Origin of the sequence: Nocardioides psychrotolerans, assembly GCF_900113685.1 — a bacterium.
Classification (GTDB): Bacteria; Actinomycetota; Actinomycetes; order Propionibacteriales; family Nocardioidaceae; genus Nocardioides; species Nocardioides psychrotolerans.
Map to the genome: position 1 here is coordinate 1 of NZ_FOQG01000012.1, position 20,010 is coordinate 20,010.

At 66.5% G+C, this 20,010-nt stretch carries 21 protein-coding genes and 1 pseudogene; 10 read left to right on the forward strand and 12 right to left on the reverse strand.

Annotation, left to right across the window (positions count from 1 at the left end; translation table 11 throughout):
• Positions 1–11: 11 nt before the first annotated feature.
• The 8 genes and pseudogenes from BM204_RS14395 to BM204_RS14430 form a co-directional block, all read right to left on the reverse strand.
• Positions 12–293: pseudogene (locus tag BM204_RS14395) on the reverse strand (transposase); the annotation flags it as partial.
• Positions 294–330: 37 nt separating this feature from the next.
• Positions 331–1,203 (reverse strand): alpha/beta fold hydrolase, encoded by an 873-nt coding sequence (locus tag BM204_RS14400; protein ID WP_218153745.1) that lies wholly within the window; start codon positions 1,201–1,203, stop codon positions 331–333.
• A gap of 435 nt (positions 1,204–1,638) precedes the next feature.
• Positions 1,639–2,229 (reverse strand): YceI family protein, encoded by a 591-nt coding sequence (locus tag BM204_RS14405; protein ID WP_091114676.1) that lies wholly within the window; start codon positions 2,227–2,229, stop codon positions 1,639–1,641.
• Positions 2,230–2,266: 37 nt separating this feature from the next.
• Positions 2,267–2,602 (reverse strand): rhodanese-like domain-containing protein, encoded by a 336-nt coding sequence (locus BM204_RS14410; protein WP_091114680.1) that lies wholly within the window; start codon positions 2,600–2,602, stop codon positions 2,267–2,269.
• Between the two features lie 203 nt (positions 2,603–2,805).
• The gene (locus tag BM204_RS14415; protein WP_091114681.1) at positions 2,806–3,255 is read right to left on the reverse strand and encodes a MarR family winged helix-turn-helix transcriptional regulator; all 450 of its coding nucleotides are present in this window, start codon (positions 3,253–3,255) and stop codon (positions 2,806–2,808) included.
• Between the two features lie 239 nt (positions 3,256–3,494).
• Positions 3,495–4,103, reverse strand: coding sequence for a DJ-1/PfpI family protein (locus BM204_RS14420; RefSeq protein WP_091114683.1), 609 nt, complete (start codon positions 4,101–4,103; stop codon positions 3,495–3,497).
• 320 nt (positions 4,104–4,423) lie between these two features.
• On the reverse strand, positions 4,424–4,681 hold the full coding sequence (locus BM204_RS14425; RefSeq protein WP_246166246.1) for a putative antibiotic biosynthesis monooxygenase: 258 nt from the start codon (positions 4,679–4,681) through the stop codon (positions 4,424–4,426).
• Positions 4,682–4,923: 242 nt separating this feature from the next.
• Positions 4,924–6,177 carry a DJ-1/PfpI family protein gene (locus BM204_RS14430; protein ID WP_170259166.1) on the reverse strand — a complete coding sequence of 418 codons (1,254 nt, stop codon included), beginning with the start codon at positions 6,175–6,177 and terminating at the stop codon, positions 4,924–4,926.
• A gap of 769 nt (positions 6,178–6,946) precedes the next feature.
• Here BM204_RS14430 and BM204_RS14435 point away from each other — a divergent pair.
• Complete coding sequence (locus BM204_RS14435) at positions 6,947–7,909, forward strand: GlxA family transcriptional regulator (protein WP_218031228.1); 963 nt, start codon at positions 6,947–6,949, stop codon at positions 7,907–7,909.
• Positions 7,910–7,982: 73 nt separating this feature from the next.
• Here the strand turns inward: BM204_RS14435 and BM204_RS14440 are convergent, their stop codons facing one another.
• Complete coding sequence (locus tag BM204_RS14440) at positions 7,983–8,840, reverse strand: helix-turn-helix domain-containing GNAT family N-acetyltransferase (RefSeq protein WP_091114689.1); 858 nt, start codon at positions 8,838–8,840, stop codon at positions 7,983–7,985.
• A gap of 94 nt (positions 8,841–8,934) precedes the next feature.
• Here BM204_RS14440 and BM204_RS14445 point away from each other — a divergent pair, with 94 nt between their 5' ends.
• From BM204_RS14445 to BM204_RS14455, 3 genes are all read left to right on the forward strand, one after another.
• Positions 8,935–10,284, forward strand: coding sequence for an FAD-dependent oxidoreductase (locus BM204_RS14445; RefSeq protein WP_091114692.1), 1,350 nt, complete (start codon positions 8,935–8,937; stop codon positions 10,282–10,284).
• Positions 10,285–10,313: 29 nt separating this feature from the next.
• A complete protein-coding gene (locus BM204_RS14450; protein ID WP_091114693.1) occupies positions 10,314–11,555 on the forward strand; it encodes an MFS transporter in 1,242 nt (413 codons plus the stop codon).
• 233 nt (positions 11,556–11,788) lie between these two features.
• Positions 11,789–12,187, forward strand: coding sequence for a hypothetical protein (locus BM204_RS14455; protein WP_091114696.1), 399 nt, complete (start codon positions 11,789–11,791; stop codon positions 12,185–12,187).
• 188 nt (positions 12,188–12,375) lie between these two features.
• On the opposite strand, the gene BM204_RS14460 is transcribed toward BM204_RS14455, so the two are convergent.
• Complete coding sequence (locus BM204_RS14460; protein WP_307725908.1) at positions 12,376–13,431, reverse strand: helix-turn-helix domain-containing protein; 1,056 nt, start codon at positions 13,429–13,431, stop codon at positions 12,376–12,378.
• A gap of 126 nt (positions 13,432–13,557) precedes the next feature.
• Here BM204_RS14460 and BM204_RS14465 point away from each other — a divergent pair, with 126 nt between their 5' ends.
• From BM204_RS14465 to BM204_RS14480, 4 genes are all read left to right on the forward strand, one after another.
• Positions 13,558–14,250, forward strand: coding sequence for an MBL fold metallo-hydrolase (locus BM204_RS14465; RefSeq protein WP_369675204.1), 693 nt, complete (start codon positions 13,558–13,560; stop codon positions 14,248–14,250).
• 691 nt (positions 14,251–14,941) lie between these two features.
• Positions 14,942–15,343, forward strand: coding sequence for a cupin domain-containing protein (locus BM204_RS14470; protein WP_218031229.1), 402 nt, complete (start codon positions 14,942–14,944; stop codon positions 15,341–15,343).
• A 165-nt stretch (positions 15,344–15,508) separates the two neighbouring features.
• Positions 15,509–16,363 carry a PhzF family phenazine biosynthesis protein gene (locus BM204_RS14475; protein WP_091114702.1) on the forward strand — a complete coding sequence of 285 codons (855 nt, stop codon included), beginning with the start codon at positions 15,509–15,511 and terminating at the stop codon, positions 16,361–16,363.
• Positions 16,364–16,396: 33 nt separating this feature from the next.
• Complete coding sequence (locus BM204_RS14480) at positions 16,397–17,071, forward strand: HD domain-containing protein (RefSeq protein ID WP_218031230.1); 675 nt, start codon at positions 16,397–16,399, stop codon at positions 17,069–17,071.
• Positions 17,072–17,092: 21 nt separating this feature from the next.
• Here the strand turns inward: BM204_RS14480 and BM204_RS14485 are convergent, their stop codons facing one another.
• Positions 17,093–18,343 (reverse strand): tyrosine-type recombinase/integrase, encoded by a 1,251-nt coding sequence (locus tag BM204_RS14485; protein ID WP_091114704.1) that lies wholly within the window; start codon positions 18,341–18,343, stop codon positions 17,093–17,095.
• A 288-nt stretch (positions 18,344–18,631) separates the two neighbouring features.
• On the opposite strand from BM204_RS14485, the gene BM204_RS14490 reads away from it, so the two are divergent.
• Both BM204_RS14490 and BM204_RS14495 read left to right on the forward strand, forming a co-directional pair.
• Positions 18,632–18,949 carry a hypothetical protein gene (locus tag BM204_RS14490; protein ID WP_091114706.1) on the forward strand — a complete coding sequence of 106 codons (318 nt, stop codon included), beginning with the start codon at positions 18,632–18,634 and terminating at the stop codon, positions 18,947–18,949.
• Positions 18,946–19,380: a hypothetical protein gene (locus BM204_RS14495; protein ID WP_091114708.1), complete on the forward strand. Its 435-nt coding sequence runs from the start codon at positions 18,946–18,948 to the stop codon at positions 19,378–19,380. The genes BM204_RS14490 and BM204_RS14495 overlap by 4 nt, the downstream gene beginning before the upstream one ends.
• Positions 19,381–19,501: 121 nt before the next feature.
• Here the strand turns inward: BM204_RS14495 and BM204_RS14500 are convergent, their stop codons facing one another.
• Positions 19,502–19,918 (reverse strand): hypothetical protein, encoded by a 417-nt coding sequence (locus BM204_RS14500; protein WP_091114710.1) that lies wholly within the window; start codon positions 19,916–19,918, stop codon positions 19,502–19,504.
• Positions 19,919–20,010: the final 92 nt, after the last annotated feature.

A 20,010-nucleotide genomic window follows, 5' to 3' on the forward strand; every position in this document is an offset into this window, starting at 1 on the left:
CGGGTACATCATTTTGGGTTGACGTCACGCGAGAGGTAGGCGACCGCACGTCGCATCACCTCGGCCTCCTGCTCGAGCAGACGGATCCGCTTCTTGGCCTCACGCAGCTCGGCTGACTCGGCCGCGGTCGGGCCTGGCCGGGCACCGTCCTCGATGTCGGCTTTCTTCATCCAGCCGTGAAGGCAGCCCTCGGAGATCCCGAAGTCCTTCGCGATCTGGTTCAACGGAGCTTCGCCCTTGCGGGCAACGGCCACGACATCGTCGCGGAACTCCTTGGGGTACGGCTTCGGCATGACAGACATCCTTCCAGCGAGGAGCGATCCTCACAGGTCAGGTGTCAACCGATCCCTGGGCAGTCCCCTCGGCCGTCTGCTGCGGTGCGTGCTCGGGGATCCAGTGACTGATGCCGGGCAGCGTGACCAGCTGGTAGGGCCCGGTGACGTACCGGTGGGTGGCGTGGGCTCCGTACTCCCCGAGCGCCCAGTCGTCGTCGGACCAGATGTGGAGGGTTGGGACGGGTGTGTGCGGGGTAGCCAACGCCCGTTCGACAGACTGGGCGGCGTACCAGTGGAGGGCGCGCCGAAGCCGGTCGGGGGTGCCGACCTGGCTCAGGATGTGGTCGATGTCTACGCCCGTGCCAACCCCGAACAGCGCACGGAACTTGATGGCATCGTCAGCAAGCAGCGTTCTCTCGTAGCCTGGCGTGGCGAAGTCGATCATGTAACCCGAACGGCCCTGCTGGTCGGTGTCCGATGTGAGTGCTTCCATGAACGCTCCGGGGTGAGGTACCGAGATCGCGGTGAGGGTAGTGACCCGGTCGGGAAACAGGCTGGCCACCTGCCAGGCCACCGCGGCCCCCCAGTCGTGACCGACCAGGTCGACCGACTCGATACCGAGCACGTCGAGAACGCCGATCACGTCGCCGACGAGATGTTCGCCGGCGTAGTCCTCGACCGCGTCCGGGCTGGCTCCGGGGGAGTATCCGCGCTGGTCCAAGGCCAGCACACGATAGCCAGCGTCAACTAGTGCGGGTATGACGTTGCGCCACGACCAGGAAGTCTGGGGAAATCCGTGCAACAAGAGGACAGGACGATTCCCTGGGGCTCCGGTCTCGCTGACGCGAAAGGTCAGTGACCCGACCGTGATGTCGCGAACAGTCGAGTTGGTTTCCATCGGGACCTGGGTGGGGGAAATGTAGGGCATGGTGCTCCTCGGGCTGTGAACGTGCTTGGGCTGTGGACTTACGCTCAAACGATCAGTTCGAGCTGGCATGTGCCCCGCCCTCGTCAGTAGTGACGTTGCGGGTGAGGGGGTCGCTCATGCAGGCCAGGCTAGGTACCGGAGTGGTGAGGGCCTTGCCACTTCGGCAATGACGAGCTGATGTCGAGCGTGCAAGTCTCGGTCTCTAGGTCAGCGGTGCTGCCTGTCGGGTCGGGCAGGGTGCCCGGTGTGGTGGTGATGGTCATGCCGAGCTCCCATGGGTGAGGTTTGATGCGATGAGACTGTCTGCGAGCACTGTCCGCTCGCTGTCCATTCGGTGTGCGGCCGCTGGCGGGTGCTTTGGAAGCGGGCACAAAGCAGCAGCCGGGTTGCTCGGGCGGGCGACGGAGTGATTGCACTCCGCCACCCGCTGCGGCGTCACGCGCGGTTGAGGACCGTTTCAAGGTTGATCTCGATCTGGATGTCTTTGGAGACGAGGAGGCCTCCGGCTTCGAGGGCGACGTTCCAGGTGATGCCGAAGTCTTCGCGGTTGACCTTGGTCTCGGCGGAGAAGATGCCTCGATCACCGCCCCACGGATCGCGGACGTGTCCCTCGAAGGTGACTGCGAGGGGGACGTTGTGAGTCACTCCATGGATGGTGAGGTCGCCGTGAACGACGCCGCTGGCGCCGCGCCATTCCACTTTGGTGCTGGTGAAGGTGGCGGTAGGGAACTGCTCGACGTCAAACAGCTCATCGGACTTGATGTGTGTGTCGCGTGCTTCGCTGCCGGACTCGACGCTGGCCATGTTGATGGACACCTCGACCTTGGAGTCGTTGAGGTTCGGGGCGATGACGACGGTGCCGGTGACGTCGGTGAACCTGCCGCGAACCTTGGTGACCAGGAAATGGCGGCCGATGAAGGCCACGTCAGTGTGTCCTGGGTCAATCTCCCAGGCGCCGGGTGCGGGTAGGACGTCCCCGTCGAGGGTACGAGTCGGGGAGACCTCGTGGGTGGTGGTGTCGGACATGATGGTGCTCCTCACGTGGTGCAGTCGGTGATTGTGGTCAGGCGGCCTGGGTCGACTCGGTCTGGTTTCCGGCGGCTACCCAGTCCTCGATGCCTTCGCGGTACTTGCGCACCGCGGTGTAGCCAAGGCGTTCGAGACGGTTCGCGACTGCCTGGCTGTTGCCGCAGGCCTCGTTGGAGCAGTAGGTGACGATCGTGGCGCTCTTGTCGGGTAGGAGGCGAGGTGCCTCGGTGTCGACGTCGGACTCCACGAGGTTGAGGGCTCCGGGCAGGTGGAGCTGGTCGTAGTAGGACGCCGGGAGTGCGTCGACGAGGACCACGTCGCCGGTGGCGACGAGAGCCTCGAGGGCGGTGCGCGTGATGAGCTCGGTCATGGCAATTCTCCTTCGTAGTAGATGCGGGTGCACGCACATACTGTCACGACTGGATATCCAAGTCAAGATGCGTGCGCACGCACAGATAGCCTGGCGCAAACGGTAGCCAGGAGTTGTGCCGAGGGCTGGCTGCATGGAATCGCGCGCCGCTCCGACTGTGTGACGCCAGGTCAGCCAGAGCTCGGGACGACGAGGCAACTCGCTCAGACGATTCGGTCGGCTTCCTCGGCGACTACAACACGCCCGAGTGCGTCGGCGAGAACCCGGCACTCCTCGGCGCTCAAGCGCGACAAGAAGTGGGCCTCGATCGCTGCGAGGTAGATGGGGGCGGCGGCACGGAGTCGCTTGCGGCCTTCCGGCGTGATGACAGTGAAGGAGGATCTCTTGTCGTCCGGGTTTGCCTGCCGGACGACTAGGCCTGCACGTTCGAGTTCGGTGACGACGCGGCTGACTCGTTCGCGACTCACGACTGCCTGCTCGCCAAGTTCAGTCATCCGAAGGCGGCGGCCCGGGGCAGCGTTGACAACGAGCAGTACGTCGTACCACGTCAACGGCAAGCCGGTCGGCGTCAGGGCGCGCTCGACCTTCGGTATGACAGCGGCGTGGGTACGTAGCAGGGCAGCCCACGCACTGACGGGGTCGAAGTGGTCCATACCCTCACCATACATAGGACCGTGCGCACGCACACATAATCCTACGGCCCAATGGTTGGCCGTGCTCCTTCGGCAGTCACAGGCTTGAGGGGCGTCGTGCACCGGGGTGGCGGTCTTTACCCGGTTGTCGGGCCGCGCACCGTCCTCCCGTGCCGGTGATGTCGAGCAGAGCTGTCGCCAGGACCCATGACGGTCGGGAACGCCGAGTCGGTGTCGACTTGATGATGCTTCGATGGTCCTCAGACCGGGGGCTGCGGGTCGTATTGAATTGCGCGGCGGACCTCACGGGCGCGGTCGTCCCCGGCCAGCCGGGCGACCAGGTGCAGGGCCATGTCGATGCCGGCGCTGACGCCGGCACTGGTGATGACGTTCCCGTCATCGACGAATCGCGCGTCCGGGCGCACCTGGATCGTGGGGTCGAGCTCGTGGAGCAGGTCGAGGGACTCCCAGTGGGTGGTCGCGGGCCTCGCAGCGAGCAGGCCGGCGGCGGCGTAGACGAGGGCACCGGTGCAGACGCTCGTCATCAGGGGGACGGTGGTGGCCTGGCGGCGCACCCAGGCGAGGTGTTCCGGGTCCCGCATCAGCGGTCGTGTTCCTTGCCCGCCCGGGTGGATAAGGACGTCGAGCGGCGGGGCGCTGCTCATCGAGTGGTGCGCGGCAAGGGTCAGTCCCTTCGCGGCGAGGACAGGTGTCCCGTCGCGGGAGACGCATGAGATAGCCCAGCCGTCCTCAGGGTGGTGGAGGGTCCAGTAGGCAAGAACCTCCCACGGGCCGACCGCGTCGAGCTCCTCGACGTCGTCGAACAAGAGGAGTCCCAGGTGGCGGGTGGACGTTTTTGCGCTGGTCATGGGAAGTGCCCTTCTTCTTGCCGGGGAAATTGCATAACTGCTTCTGACGGTGTGGTGACGTTGCTAGTCAGCGCGCTCCGGGTGCTAGAAGCACGGGAGTTGCGAGGTGACGTGTCCTGAAACCGCAGGACCATGGGGCCAACGGCGAGAACCCGCAACGAGTCGGGCAGGGACTAGAGGCGTGTCGCTAGCGGCGCATCGGTAAACCGGGTGAGCGCCTCAAGGACAGAGAAGACCGTGCCGAGGATGGGCAGGACTGCGAGCCACTTGGGAACAGACGAGGCCGAGAGGCCGAGGCGAAGAGCCGAAGCGAGCCGAACTCATGGTGAGCTCGCGAGGTGGGTCAGGAAGAGCCGGCGAAGCCGGTGCAACTGCGGCATAACGGCGTAGCTGACGATTGGAACGGCGATGGTGACGAGGACGAAGGTGCGGACGACGGGGCTCAGAGTGTGAAGCCGGTTGCCGAGAGTGAGGTTGAGGACGGTGAGGGTCGGGAAAACGGCCAGCCAGATCATCACCGCCATCTGGTGCTGGGTCGGGGGTCCGGTCGCAGTCGTCTTGGAACTCGAGATGGCCACGATGATTCCTTCTGTGGGCTGTGAGTAGTTGGAGGCAGTGTCGACATCGCGGGCGGCGTTGCACGGCTGGTTTCTGACGATGCGGCGTTGAGGGCAGCGCTGCCTGTGAACTGAGCCCGCAGCGGCTGAGGACCAATCGCAGGGCGGCGTTTCCATTCAGCGCAAGCCTGCAGCGCGTCGTCGATGGCTTCGGTCCAGTCGCGCACAAGTGGATCCCGCGCCCGATGCGATGGGGCAAGGGTTCAAACTGCGGCGTTCACAGTCTCCGTGTCCGTCAGGGAGGCTGCGGCGGACGCGTTGGCCGGTAGGAGGCCGCGGCGGCGCCAGCGGCGTGCCAGGAAGGTGGGTGCCAGGCCGACGAGGACCGCGAGCGCGAGGCTCACGATGCCGAGCAGGATCGGCCGCAAGGACCGGGGTTGGTTTCCGAGGTCGAGGCTGGAGGTCGGGTATCCAATCATCTTGGCCGTGGCGGAAGTGGTGGCGGCGTCGGTATGAGCGGCAAGGTTCTGCAGGGCCGAGCTGAACCCACCCTCGCCGGCAGACCCGTCCGGACCTGGCGGTCCTGTGAGGGGCTCGAGGGAGAGTCGCTGCGCGTCCGCCCAGGCCCGCAGTCCTGGGTCGACGGCGTCGGCTGTGTCGGCGCCGGGGACGACGACACGGGACAGACCGGTTGCGTGCGTAAAGCTTGTGGTGAGCAGGACGAGTCCGTGGCGTGTCCTGACCGTGTCGCTCGTTGCGAGGGCGACGGTGCGGGCTGCTGCCGACTGGCTGTACACCTCGAACGCCGCCGTTGCGTCCAGTTCACCTACGCCCTCTTCCAGGGCGATGCCGACGGTTGGGCGGAACCACGGCATCACGTAGTTGAGCCCGACCGGCCAGTCGTGGACCGCGAAGTGATCCTTGGGGATCGTGGTCGTCTGAGTCGGGGTCCAGCGGAGCTCCGGGTGGAGGTTCGCTACTCGTTGTGCCTCATCGGGCCCGGCGAGCTCTGCGACGAGATGCAGGGCGGCCGGGACGCCGGAGGTCACGGCGGCCGTGGTGGTGACGGATCCGTCCTCGACGTACCGTTGGCCGCGCATCCAGTGCACGTTGGGATGGTCGCTTTCCAGGGCGCTGATGCGAGACCAGTGGCTGGTGGCGTCCAGTCCGTCCAGCATCCCGGTGGCGGCCAGGACGAGCGAGCCGGTGCACACCCCGAGGACCCTGGCCCCGTCGTCGTGCTGGCGCGTCACCCAGTCGCGCAGGGGTGCTTCCGTGGCACCGGTAGGGTGAGTAAGGGCGGGAACGACGACGAGGTCAGGGGTCAGAGCGGGGTCTGCGTCGACGTCGGCGAACGTGTAGGTCGGGACGACGGCCGGTCCACCTTCGAGCGGTGCCGCGCTGGCGACGTCGCTGACGACGTACGTGGTGAACGCTGGCGAGCTCGCGAAGATGTCGTAGGGCGCGAGGAGGTCGCTGGCGATGGTACCGCTGGTCCCGACAACGAACGCGACCACGAGCGGCCGACCGTGCCGCACGGCGGTGGATTCAGCCGCGCTGGTGGGCTCGGCGTGTTGGAGCGAGGTCGGGACCGTGTCCGCCGCCGAACTCGGGACGGGCTGATTGATGCTTCGACCCGTCTCAGTAGCCCCCGCGAAGACGACTCCTGCGACGGTTGCGAGTCCGAGAGCGAGCATGAGGGTCGCCCCGAGTACGCGACGGGGCCAGGTCCTCGTCGTAGGTCGCGCGCTGGTAGTCATTGCTTTGGGTCCTCTCGATGGGCCGATTCGGCCACGGGTATGCGAATGGGGTTCTCGGTAGAGCACGATGACGCGTTGCCTCAGCCTGGGCCCGGCTGTTCTGCGCTTGGGGTGGCCGCTCGGTCGTTGATGTCGCGCTAGGTGACAAGAGGTGGCGCGGCCGTTCCCCGTGAGTGACAGCCGCGGGTCGAGGCACCCGCGCCGCCCAACGACCGCGATTACCGCGTTGAAACGTCGGAGAAGGTCCCGCACGCGATCATCGAGCAGGGGGCGCTGCCGTATGCAACCGCGCGCGACAGGGGGCCACTAGCATCGGGCTCTCCTCGGGCGCGTCGGCAAGGTCTTGGACGGTCCGTCCACGTCGTGGGCGGTGGGACTAGGGGAGAGAACCGGTGCAACCTTCATGCTTTGAGCATGTGGGCATCCGCGTTGGGCGGCAAGGACGCGTTGTTGACGATTCCGGCCACCGCCAAACGGTTTACGCTGCACGCGTGAGTACCCGATGAGCCGTCCGCGTGTTGTCATCGTGACGTTCGACGAGGCGCAGATCCTAGACGTGACGGGACCTCTGGAGGTGTTCGCTAGCGTCACACGTTTCTTCCCGTCCGCGGGGTACCGCACCGACGTCGTCACCACTACAGGCGGGCCTGTTCTGGCCAGCTGCGGTCTTCAGTTCACCGCCACATCCATCGCTGAGGTCGACGCACCCATCGACACCCTCGTGGTCGCTGGAGGGGCTGAGATGAAGGCCGCCGCTGCGGACGATGAACTCTTGGAGCACGTTCGCCGACTGGCGGCTGATGCCCGACGTGTCACCTCAGTGTGCTCGGGTGCCTTCGTCCTCGCTGCGGCGGGATTGCTGCATGGACGACGAGTGACCACCCACTGGGCCGAGTGTGGGCGGCTGCAAGAAATCTACGCAGACGTGATCGTCGAGCCGGACTCGATCTACGTCCAAGACGGCAACGTGTGGACCTCGGCCGGGGTCACGGCCGGTATCGACCTCGCCCTCGCGCTAGTGGCGGACGACCACGGCCAGCAGGTGGCCGCTCGCGTGGCGCGCCACCTCGTGGTCTACCTGCAACGATCGGGCGGCCAGGCCCAGTTCTCCGCACTACTCACGGCACAAGGCGCCGACACGCAACCTGTCCGGGATCTGTTGTCGTGGCTCCGTGACCACCTGGAGGACGACCTCTCTGTGCCAGCCCTCGCTCGCCAGATCAACCTGTCCGAGCGGCACTTCAGCCGAGTGTTCAAGGCCGAGCTCGGCATCACCGCTGCGGACCACGTCGAGACCATGCGGCTCGAGTCGGCCTGCCGGCTGCTCGAGACCACCGGGAGCAGCATCGAACAGATCGCGCGCACCTGCGGTTTCGGGACCCCCGAGACCATGAACCGAACCTTCCGCCGACGACTCAACACCACGCCGGGAGAACACCGCGAGCACTTCAGACCCCCTGACGCGTCGACTCTCGAGACACGGTTCTAGGGCCCGCGGGCGTCCATGACGGCCATGTCGACGTGACGTCAAACCCCCATGCACATCGACCGATGGCAGGGGGTCAGTTCAAGTCGTTGCGACGCTCCAGCAGCACGGTGTCGCGCCACTGACCATCGAGCTGGGCGATGCGGCTGCGTACCGCGAGCGTGCGGTACCCGGCGGAGTGGTGCAGGGCCAGGCTGGCTCGATTCTCGGGGAATATGGACGTCTGCAGGGTCCACATTCCGGCGCCGTCGGCCCCGTTGACCTGGGTGTGAAGCAGCGTCTTGCCAACGCCTTGCCCGCGAGCGCTTTCGGCGACGTAGACCGAGGTCTCGCCAACGCCGGAATAACACGAGCGAGCAGAAATTGGCGTCACGGCGGTCCAGCCGACGACCTGGCCCTCGATCTCGGCGACCCAAGCGAGGTCGGGAAGCCATCCGGACCGCATGTGGTCGGACGTCGGCACGACAGTCTCGAACGTGGCGTTGCGGGTCGCGATGCCCGATGAGTAGATATCCAGCACTGTCTCCATGTCTCTGTCCTCGACGAGGCGCGTGGTGACGTCACTCGGCAGGTCAGTGGGGCAGCACGGCTGTGCGGATAGGGCGCCCATGACCACGTCTGCTGCGTGCGGCAGGCCCGTGCAGCAGGCAGCGTTGACCGAGACCATGCTGGCAGTGCCAACCTTGTCGACCACGACGAAACCCACCTTGTTGAGCACTTCGACATGGTGGGAGCAGGTGGACTGGCTGATGCCCAGTGCGGTGGCGAGGTCGCCGACGCGCAGCGCACCGGTCGGGGACGTGGACAGGGTATGAAGCAGGCGTACCCGAGTGGGGTCAGCGAGCACGCTGAACCATTCGGCGTAGCTCTCCGCGTCGGCCTTGGTCAGACTCGGTGCAGCTTGGGACACGGTCTCGACTGGTGCGGTGGTCATGTGCCGACGATACCTTGCTTTCATCGGTTCGGATCGATACAGTTGTTTTATCGACGATTGTCGATGAACAAAAGATGTGTCAGGAGCAGGTCCCATGCCTCACCCCGTAGTTGTCATCGGAGCCGGTCCCATCGGCTTGGCCGCAGCAGCCAACGCCGCCGAGCGCGGGCTCGACTTTGTGGTCCTCGAAGCAGGAGCGGACGCCGGTGCAGCAGTCGGGGAATGGTCGCACGTACGGCTCTTCTCGGACTGGTCCGAACTCATCGACCCCGCTGGCCGACGGCTCCTCGAGGGCACCGGCACCTGGGTCGCGCCGGACGAGGCGGAGTTCCCGACCGGCGGGGAGTGGCGCAGGGCGTACCTCCAACCGTTGGCCGACGCACTGAATGCCACCGCAGCAGGCTCGGTCCGCTACGGGGCCGAGGTGACCGGCGTCAGTCGCGCTGGTCGCGATCTCCTCGTCGACGCGGGCCGCGAGCGCGACCCCTTCGCTATCCACCTGCGCACTGCCGGTAGAGCCGAGCGCATGCTGGCCAGCGCTCTTGTCGACGCCACGGGCACGTGGCGTCGACCGAACCCGCTCGGAGCCGACGGATACCCGGCGCTGGGCGAGGCCGAGAACGCGGCCCGCGTCACCTACGGCATCCCCGACTTCTCAGACCGGTCCGTCGCTGCGCGTTACGCCGGGAAGCACGTGATCGTGGCCGGAAAGGGAGCTTCAGCGCAGGGTGTGCTCATCGGGCTCAGCAAAGTGGCGACTGCTGACCCCGCGACGCGGGTCTCGTGGCTACTGCGGCGCTCCAGCGTCGGGGACGCCTTCGGCGGCGGCGATAACGACCAGCTCGAGCAGCGCGGCAAGCTCGGGCAGGACGCCCGAAGCGCGGTCGAGAGCGGACTGGTCACGAATCTGACCGGGTTCCGCACCGAGTCGGTCCGCGTCCAGGACGACGACCGTCTCACTGTCACCTCGACCAACGGGCAGCAGGTGGCCGACGTCGACGAGATCATCGTAGTCACGGGCTTCCGTCCAGACTTCTCGTTCCTCTCCGAGGTCCGCCTCGACCTTGATCCCGCGCTCGGGGCCGTCCGGGCCCTGGCCGAGCAGATCCACCCTGATCACCACTCCTGCGGTGACGTCGCCCCGCACGGGCACCGCGAACTGGCCCAGCCCGAGCAGGGGCTCTTCGTCGTCGGTATGAAGTCCTACGGCCGTGCGCCGTCGTTCCTCGCCATGACCGGCTTCGAGCAAGCCCGCTCCGTCGTCGCCGCGCTCGACGGTGACCTCGACGCCGCCGACCGCGTCGAGCTCGTGCTCCCCGAGACCGGTGTGTGCCACGGCGCCGGAGCTTTCGACGACCCGAGTGCCGTGGCGGCGCCCGGTGGCTGTTGCGGAGCCCCGACCGACACTGACCCCCGACTCATCAGCCTCGGGCGCCCCTCCTGATAACCGGGAGCTGAGATTAGGTCGGGCTCATGACCTCGACCCAGACAGCCACCCAGCCCGGCGCCCTCGACGACGCCGGGCTGCGGCGCGTGGTCGTCGTGCTCAGCACGGTGCAGATCGTGTCGTGGGGTTGCCTGTACTACGCCTTCGCGGCCCTGCAGTCCTCCGTCATCGCTGAGACCGGCTGGTCCGGAGTCGCGGTTACCGGTGCGTTCTCTCTCGCCCAGGTTGTCTCAGCCGTGGCGGGCCTCTGGGTCGGGCGGCACATCGACGCCCACGGCCCCCGCGCTGTCATGACGTTCGCCTCGTTACTCGCCGTCCCCGGCCTGCTCGGTGTCGCTCTCGCCCCGACGCTTCCCTGGTTCTACGCCGGGTGGGTCCTGGTCGGCGCAGCCATGGCCGGCACCCTGTATCCTCCGGCGTTCGCGGCCCTCACTCGCTGGGGCGGCAGTCGTCGCATCGGCGCCCTGACCACGCTCACCCTCGTCGCTGGCCTGGCAAGCACCGTCTTCGCGCCCTTGGCCTCCGTGCTGGACGATCTGGTCGGGTGGCGACTGGCGTACATGCTCCTTTTGGGCGGCCTGGTCGTCATCACGGCACCGTTGCACTGGTGGGGCTTGAACGAGCCCTGGGAACAAAGCTCGGGTACGCGTCGCGAGCCGTACGGGTCGACGGCGCAGACTGCCGGCGCAGTGACCCGCAGCCGGGCGTTCCGGTGCCTGATGGTCGCCAATACCCTGACAGCTCTCGCGGTCTTCGCGGTTGTGATCAACCTGGTGCCGATGCTCGTGGAGCAGGGGATGAGCCGCGACCGCGCGGCCATGGCACTAGGGCTTGGGGGTCTCGGTCAGGTCGCCGGTCGACTGGGCTACGCACGCTTCGCCCGCAGCACCACGCTGGTCGTCCGCGCCGTGCTAGTCGGTGCCTGCGTCGCGGTCGCGACCGCCGCCCTGGCGTTGGCGCCGGCCACTGACGGGTGGCTCGTTACCGTCGGGATGCTCCTCGGGCTGGCCCGCGGGATCTACACCCTCGTTCAGGCCACTGCGATCACGGACCGGTGGAGTTCGGCTTCGTACGGAAAGCTCAATGGCGTCCTGACCGCGCCGGCCCTTTTCGCCGCTGCGGCGGCACCCTTCGTGGGCGCTGGTCTCGCGGACCTGCTTGGAAGCCATGCGCACGCGTTCCTGCTCCTTGCCGGGACGTCGGCGGTCGCAGCTGTCCTGATGCTGTGGTCCATTCCCGCTCCAGCCGACCCAAGCCTCCCGGCCTGACCGTCTACGCCCCCGTTTTCGGGGTCGATGGTGCAATTCCGACGACTGAGGCGGGGATGTGGGTCATCCGGGTGAGCTTGTGTCAGCGCCGATTTCGGTGCGTTCGCCGGTAGTGTGATGAGCCCCGTTGCGGCCCGGCCGAGCCTTCTCGCGCGACAGCCTCATCAGGAATGCGGTGGTCCGGTCCGGTGGCAGTTCGACGGCGGCCGCCCGCTGTGTGACAGCATCCTGACGTGAACATCGAGACCGTCGCAATGGTCGCCACTGCGCTCCTGGCGCTCGCCTCGGCCTTCCAGATCGGGCTCGCCGCCGGCGCACCCTGGGGAGCGGCGGCGTACGGCGGACGCGCGGTCCTCAGCGACGGGGCCCTGCCGATAGCCTACCGCTGGGCTAGTGCTGTCGCCGCGCTGACGCTTATCGGCGTCATATGGGTCGCCCTGGCGTCCGCCTCGCTCGTGGGTCGCGGATCGGTGTCCGGATCGGCGCTGACGGTCCTGCTGTGGGCCTTAACCGCCGTCTTCGTCCTCAATACGCTCGGCAACGCCCGCGGCCACCACCCGGTCGAGCGGTGGGGGGCCGGTACCGTCACCGCGATCCTGGCCGCCCTTTGTGCCGTTCTGGCCGCGCGCTGAGCCGCCGCCCCGCGTCTCGATCGACAGCTTGGTCCCCGCCATCGTCGGGTTGGTGACCGGACGAGAGCCGCAGGTCACTCAATGGACGCTTCGGGTGCTGACGCATCCGGGCATGCGGAGCGGGACGCCCGATCACAGTCATGGTCACGGCGACCAGTGCTCGGGGACGGCGAGTGTGGCGGGGCGCCCTATGTGAGGCGGCCGCTGGCGTCGATCGCGCGGAAGGCCTGACGGTAGGCCTGGGGGCTGATTCCTACCTGTCGACGGAAGTGTGGTCGTAGCGACACGCCGGCACCTAGCCCCACATGGTGGGCGATGGCGTCGACGGAGAGGTCGGTGCCCTCGAGCAGGCGTTGAGCGTGCAGCACGCGCTGATGCAGGAGCCACCTCATCGGGGAATCGCCGACAGCAGCACGGAATCGGCGGTCGAAGGCTCGTCTACTCATGTGGGCTCGTGCCGCCATGCCCTCCACGTCCAGGGGGGAGCCGAGGTGCTCGAGGGCATGGGCGAGGACCGCGAACATGTCGTCGTCGAGGCGCCCGGGCACGGGTTGGTCGAGGTACTGCGCCTGGGTGCCGCTGCGCTGTGGTGGCACCACCATCCGTCTGGCGATGGCAGCGGCCGGGCCCGCTCCGATCGTGCGGCGTACCAGGTGTAGACACGCGTCGATGCCGGCCGCGGCGCCGGCGCTGGTGAGCACGTCACCCTCGTCGACGAAGAGCGCGGCTGGGTCGACCGTCACCTTGGGGTAGGCCGCGGCCAGCGCGCCGGTGAAGGCCCAGTGCGTCGCCGCGCGCCTGCCGTCGAGAAGGCCCGCAGCTGCCACCACGAAGGCGCCGAGGCACAGCCCGACGATCACGGCGCCGTCGGCATGCGCTGCCTGTAGGGCTGCCAGCACTGGCTCACCCGGCCGCTCGTGCGGGTCTCGCCACGCGGGGACAACTACGATGCCGGCGGTCCTCAAGGCATCCAGCTCGTAGGGCGCCCGGATCTCCAACCCACCGGTGGTGCGCAGCGGCCCCTGCTCGGCTGCCACCGATTGGAGCTCAAAGCGGTGCCCCGCTCCGCGCGGGATGTCTGTGGAAAACACGCTGAGCGGGACGCTCATCTCGAACAGGGGCGAACGGTCGAAAACCAGAACCGACACCACCGATGGGTCACGCGTCACAACAATGTTCCTCTCGTGGCCGGATCCGATCGTAATGCGGCTGGCAGACCAGTTCCGGCGGCTCGCTAAGAACACCAGGATCGACCCATGCCCACGACGCGATGTTCCTCGACCTACCCTGCCCCCGGATCACAGTTCGGCCTCACCATCGAGGCCTTCGGTGGCCCCACGGCACTGCTGACCGTGGCCGGACTCCGGCTGTTGACCGACCCGACCTTCGACGAGCCCGGCGAGTACCCGGGCGAGATGTTCAAGCTCGTCAAGACCGCTCCGCCGGCGCGCAGCGCCGAGGACATCGGGACCGTGGACGCGGTCCTGCTCTCGCACGACGAGCACGCCGACAACCTCGACGACGCGGGACGCCGCTACCTCGCCACGGTGCCGCTGGTACTGAGTACGGTCGGGGCTGTACAGCGCCTTGCTGGTACGACAATCAGCCGTCCGGCGTGGGAGGGCCTGGACCTGATGGGTCCAGACGGGACGGTCGCTCGCGTCACGTGGGTGCCCGCTCAACATGGCCCCGAGTGGGCAACGGCATTCACCGGCGAAGTCACCGGCTTCGTGTTGTCCGGCCCCGGGCTTCCCACGGTCTACGTCAGTGGCGACAACTCTTCCCTCGACGTGGTCCGCACCATCGCCGAGCGGTGCGCGCCGATCGACGTTGCCTTGCTGTTCGCGGGCGCCGGAGTGGTGCAGCCTCTCGATGCGGTGCTCACCCTGACCGGAGAGGAAGCCGTGGAGGCCTCGGTGATCCTTGGGGCCCGGCACGTGGTCGTGGTGCACGCGGATGGTTGGACGCACTTCACCGAGGGGCGCACCGAGATCGAGGCCGCCTTCGAGCGCGCTGGCCAGTCCGTCACGGTCCTAGCGCCGGGGGCGGTTCTCACGCTGTGAACCTGCCGACTGTGCGACTTCGGATCACACACGTCGTACTCCGGCTGGCCCGGATAGCCCGGATAGCCCGGATAGCCCGGATAGCCTGAACACCCCGCAGCCCCGCACCCCCGACCCGAGAAGGCGCCATGGCCCGGCACTCCCGGCACGCTCGTCCTCCTCACCCATCCCAACCCCTCAACCTCCCGCGTCACACTGGCGACGCTGTCGCGGGCTTACTCGACGTTGCGGTCCGCGAGCTGATGCGGCCCCTGCGACGCCACCGCGCACCAGGGCAGCATGGCCTTCGCCGATCCGTTCGTCGTGGATGGCGCCGGGACCCTCGACAACGACGCGCTGGTGTCATACCGAGCACGCAGTCACATGGGAGGACCGCTGGCACCAATCGCCCGATGCTTGACGGTGGGCCTGCCGGCTCGTTCATCCTGAAGGGAACCTGCAGGTCGCAGCGAGCTTTGCACCCGGTCCCACACGAAGCGGAGGACCCGTTCGCCAGCGTCCACCGGCACTTCGTCGCTGGAAAGCCCAGGATCGCACGCTCCAAGCTCGCCCCCAGAAAGCCAAACACGGGTAGCCGCCACGCGTATTGTCACAGCCCGCCAACACTCCACCTCGACTCAGAAGGGGTCCCTCGTCCAGGTCTGGGGAAGGCCGCGACTCCTCGTGCGTTAGCCGATTCAATTCCACCGTCATGCCGACCTCGACGACTTGGCTGCCGACGACAGTCGGCTACTGGTCTGAGACATCTGCTGCGATCTACCCCTACGAAAGGACCATCATGCAGTTCGTCTCTGCTCATGCCTACACCGGCACAAAGCCCTGGGATGCCCTGGACCTCGTCACCTTCGAGCAACCCACGACGGTCCGATTGCACTGGACGAATGAGCCATACGTCTGGCACGTCAACGACGGCGAGGAAGTCTTTGTCGTCCTCGACGGAGAAGTCGATATGCACTACCGCGTGAACGGCGTCGACAAGATTCAGGCCATGCGTGCCGGCGACGTCTGTCAGGCCGCACTCGGCGACGAGCACGTTGCCCATCCGCGCGGCGAGGCAAGAATCCTCGTGGTGGAGCGACTGGGAAGCATCTGACTTGACACCACTTGCATCGCTGCACCCCGCGGGTCCCCACCCCACGCTTGGCCTGTCGTTTCCCCTGACGAGTGGGCCAGGTCGTCAAGCTCACACGAGTGGGCGCGACGGCCTCTTGAACAGCATCTACTCGTTAGTTCAGATCGAATACCTAGGAGCATGGCCATGGACAACACCCGCAGCGAAGTACTTCGCTACGCGGCCTTTACGGACTCCGGCAAGGGCGGCAACCCCGCCGGGGTGGTCCTCGATGCTCGATCGTTGAGCGAGACCGACATGCTCGCGATCGCCCGGGAAGTCGGCTATTCCGAGACCGCCTTCGTGCTACCGACTCTCGAGCCATCGGAATTTCAGGTGCGGTACTTCAGTCCCAAGTCGGAGGTCGCCTTCTGTGGGCACGCCACCGTGGCTGCGGCCGTCGCGTTGGCCGAGCGAGACGGTCCGGGGGCTCGCGACTTCACCACCCTGGCAGGACTAGTCACGGTGAACGCGGTTGCCGACGAGCGCGGTGTCACCGCCACCCTGACCTCCCCGGCCACCCGCACGCGCCCGGTGGAAGAGTCAGTCCTGAGCGCGACGCTAGCCGCGATCGGTTGGCGCGAAGAAGACCTTGACCCGATGTACCCTCCGCACGTTGCCTTCGCGGGCAACGACCACCTGGTGCTTGGCGTAGCGAGACTCGCGACCCTGGCTGGGCTGGACTACGACTTCGACCAGCTGTCCGCGCTCATGGAACGAGAGCAGTGGACGACCGTCCACATGTTCTGGGCCGAACAGGACGGCGTCTTCCATGTGCGCAACGCCTTTCCCCCTGGCGGCGTCGTGGAGGACCCGGCCACCGGAGCAGCCGCAGCAGCGTTCGGCGGGTACCTGCGCTCACTTGGGTTAGTCACCATCCCTGCTCGACTGACCCTCCTGCAGGGCACGCATATGGGCTCACCCAGCCGGCTCATCGTTGACATTGACGCCCATACCGACAGCGTGCGCGTCACTGGATCGGCTTCTCGAATGCCGCTGTAGTTTGCCGAAGCGCCCTTGAAGGACTCATCTGAAATGAACCACGACCTCGACAATCAGGCCCTGTACACGAGCAAGAACTCAATCATGAGGTTCGATGACATCCCGCAACCCGAAGACGCAGTCAGCCTGGCAGCTTTGGAGGTCGCCAAGGCCTACTACTCGCCCTCGTTGCTGAACCACAGCGTCCGCTCCTACCTGTGGGCTGCCGCGTACGGGCGACTGCACCAAATTTCGTTCGACGTCGAACTGCTCTACGTCTCCGCGCTCCTCCACGACCTGGGCTTGGTGAGTCCGTTCGATAGTCACACGCTCCCGTTCGAGGAGGTCGGCGGCCACGTGGCCTGGGTGTTCGGTGCAGGAGCCGGCTGGCCGTCCGCCCGATGCGAGCGCGCGGCGGAAGTTATCGTCCGGCATATGCGCGCTGACGTAGATCCACAGACGGATGCTGAGGGTCACCTGCTTCAGATCGCGACGAGCCTTGACATCTCAGGGCGCGGTTTAGAGAAGTGGCCGAACGAACTCCGACTAGAGGTCCTCGACCGGTTTCCCCGCTTCGTACTCGGCGAGGAATTTCTGCGGTGCTTTGAAGATCAGGCAAGCCGCAAGCCTGACAGCTCCGCGGCCGCAGCCGTACGCAGCGGCATCGCCGGTCGCATCATGGCCAACCCGCTCGACGGCGAGGTCACCCCACCCCACAGCGTGACTTGAGCGCCACGGCAAGATCCTGGTTCAGATCTCGTCTGGAGCGGCATCGCTTGGCGTCCAGCCTCGTGCCTCGGCCCTCTTTCGCGCGAGCTCGGCCAGGCGACCGGAAGCGGCCTGCTGATAGCGCATGGCCGCCTGATTGGTTGAGTGGCCACCGAGGGCCATGAGCTCAGCCAGGGTGGCGCCGTGCCGGGCGGCTTCGGTGAGGGCTCCGTGTCTGAGGTCGTGGAATCGAAGATCTTCACGCCCGGCGAGACGCCGTGCTTCGTACCAACCCCAGCCTGTCGTGTCGGGTTTGCCGCGGCGCTTCTTGGAGACCTTGCCGTAGAACGCGCTGGGGGAGAGGTGTTCGCTGTTGCGGCCGGGGAACAAGAGTCCCTGCGCGCCCGGAGCTGCGTGCTGCGCAATGTGGTCCCGAAGAGCGTCGAGAATGTCGGGTGGAATCGGCACGTCGCGGATTCCGGCCTCGCTCTTGGGTGCTTTGGCGACCACGCCGGCTGAGCGTGAGCGGACGACTCCGCGGCGTACGCGAATGACGGCGTTGGCGACGTCGATGTCTGAGCGCCGGAGTTCAGCCAGTTCGCCGAAGCGGAGCGCGCACGCATCGGCGAGGAGAACCATCAGCTGGTGGCGCTCGGATATGGCCGCGACGATGGTCGCGACCTCTTCGGCGCTGGCCGGTCGTATCCTGCGCTTGGTGCCCGAGGAGCCGCCGCCTGAGATCCCGCAGGGGTTGTACGGGATGAGGGGACGGCCGTTGTTCTTGGTTGGGTCGGCGGCGGTGCGCATGATCGCCCGGAGCAACGAGTAGGCGTGTGCTTGGTAGGTGGGGGTGTCGGGGGCAGCCGTGTCGTACCACTGGGCGACTGCCTCGGGGGAGATCGCTTTGAGTTCGACGTCTTTGAAGGTCGGGAGGATGATGCGGTCGAGCAGGTCTTGGTAATGGTCGCGGGTGCGGTCGGCCAGCGGCTGGCCCTTGACCTTGCGGGCGGCCAACCAACGGGGCGCATATTCACTCATCGTCGGCGACTTCTCGCGACGGTGTGCCTGGCGGTCGGCGGGGGAGGTCCAGTCGCCGTTCGTGATGAAGCGTCGCTCGTCGACGAGCCACGCTTCGGCGTCTGCTCTGGCCGTGAAGGTGTAGGGAGCGCTGTGACGGAAGGGCAGACCTGCCTCTGTCTGACGACCGTCGGGATCGGCATAGCGTGCCCGGTAGCGTCCGCTTGGCAGTTTGGTGATCTGCCCGAAATTCCGCCGCTCGACTGCGCGTGCCACCGCTGGCCCCCATCCCTTTCGTGTCCACTACGTGTCCACCAAGAGGGTATTCCTGTCCCTGGTAGTCCGCCAATCCGTTGCCACGCAGATCACATAATCGCAGGTCAGCGGCCTAATGACTACTGATGACCACTCGTGACCACTGGGCTAGCAGTCTGGTTCGAACCCAGTATCGCCCACTTGCGTTTGCGCAGGTCAGAGGCCGGTTTCCAGAAATGGAACCGGCCCCGTGCCATCTACATGCCAGACACCGGCAGGCACGCGGCCCCTCATTGAGAGGGATCTCAGATGACCAACACACTCACCGAACCGCAGATCACGACCTGCCCGTCGTGGTGCACCCGAAGCCGGACTACGGCTGAGATTCCTCTACACCGAGCGCGGCGTCTGGTCGCGCGGCCACGGCGGTCCGACGTTCGGCGCTACCTGTTCACGGGCGGCACGGAGTACAGCACCGCTCCGGGTGTCGTCGCCAACGTCGCGGTGGATATCCACACCGACGAGCACGCGATGAACAAGCTGACCCGGACCGACCTGCTAGACCTCGAGGCCGAGGCCGAGGCCGAGGCCGTGGCGGCGGCGGAGTGGCTGGAGCGCGTCCGATGACGCAGCACGACGCGCTCGACAAGTTGGTCGAGGACCGCGCGAAGTTGCCCAAGTTCTGCCCGTCGTGGTGCACGAGCGGACCTGCGGGCCACGCCGAAGCCATGCTCGAGGGGTGCGACCTGGAGAGCGCAAGCATGCACCTCAGTGCCGACATCGGCGGGCAACAGGACGAGATCAGGAACTACGTCACGGGGGAGGTCGTCCGGCCCGGAAAGGGCGGCTGGCGTGTGCAACTCCGGCAGCAGGTGCGGCCCGGTCACAGGCTCGACGTGCCCCTCCTCGGGGTGGAGTGTCACATCCGCGAGAGCGCTACCCCGACCGCCTACGTCCGTACCGAACTGAACCTCACGACGAGCGAGGCCCGCAAGCTCGCGGCGCAGTTGCTCCACCTAGCGGATGCGGAGGATCTCAGGCGGTACGACACCCTGTAGCAACCAGGACCGGAACACCCCCCGGGCCTCCGGAGAGGGGCTGGGGGCGCGGTTCCGTCGGCAAACGGACCACCAGGCTGTCCCGCGACGGGATTGTCGGTCAAGAGCAGGTCTCGGTTCACTATGACTGATCGATGATGACGCCCGTATCGGAGGTCTTGAGCCAAACCACGGCTTTGCCGAATGTATGAACGCAATTCCATCGACCGGCACCCGAGTCGTACCTGTAGTGATCACCGAAGAATTCGTAGGCGCCGCCGCCGTTGTCGAGGGTTCCGATGTCTTGGGAGGTGGCGTAGGCATCGGAGATGTCGTCTCGGTTGGCCAGTAGCAGTTGGACGCAATCGGCTTCAGCGTCCTCGACGGTTGTCACCGTCTCCAAGTCCTCGAAGTAGGGCTCTTCGGCCTCACTGAGAGCGGTACTAGAGATGTGGGCTTCGGCCGGAAGGAACAGCGCGTAGCTGATGAGTCCGACCCAAACCGGGGCGGCAATGACACAGCCGAAGACGACCACAATGATGCGATGAGCTAGGGGCACGGAGAAACGGTAAGGCTGAGCATCGACAGTTGCGGTCGCAAACGAACACCTGGCTAGACCGCCTTAGAGGCGGCCACAGCTCGGCTTCAGTG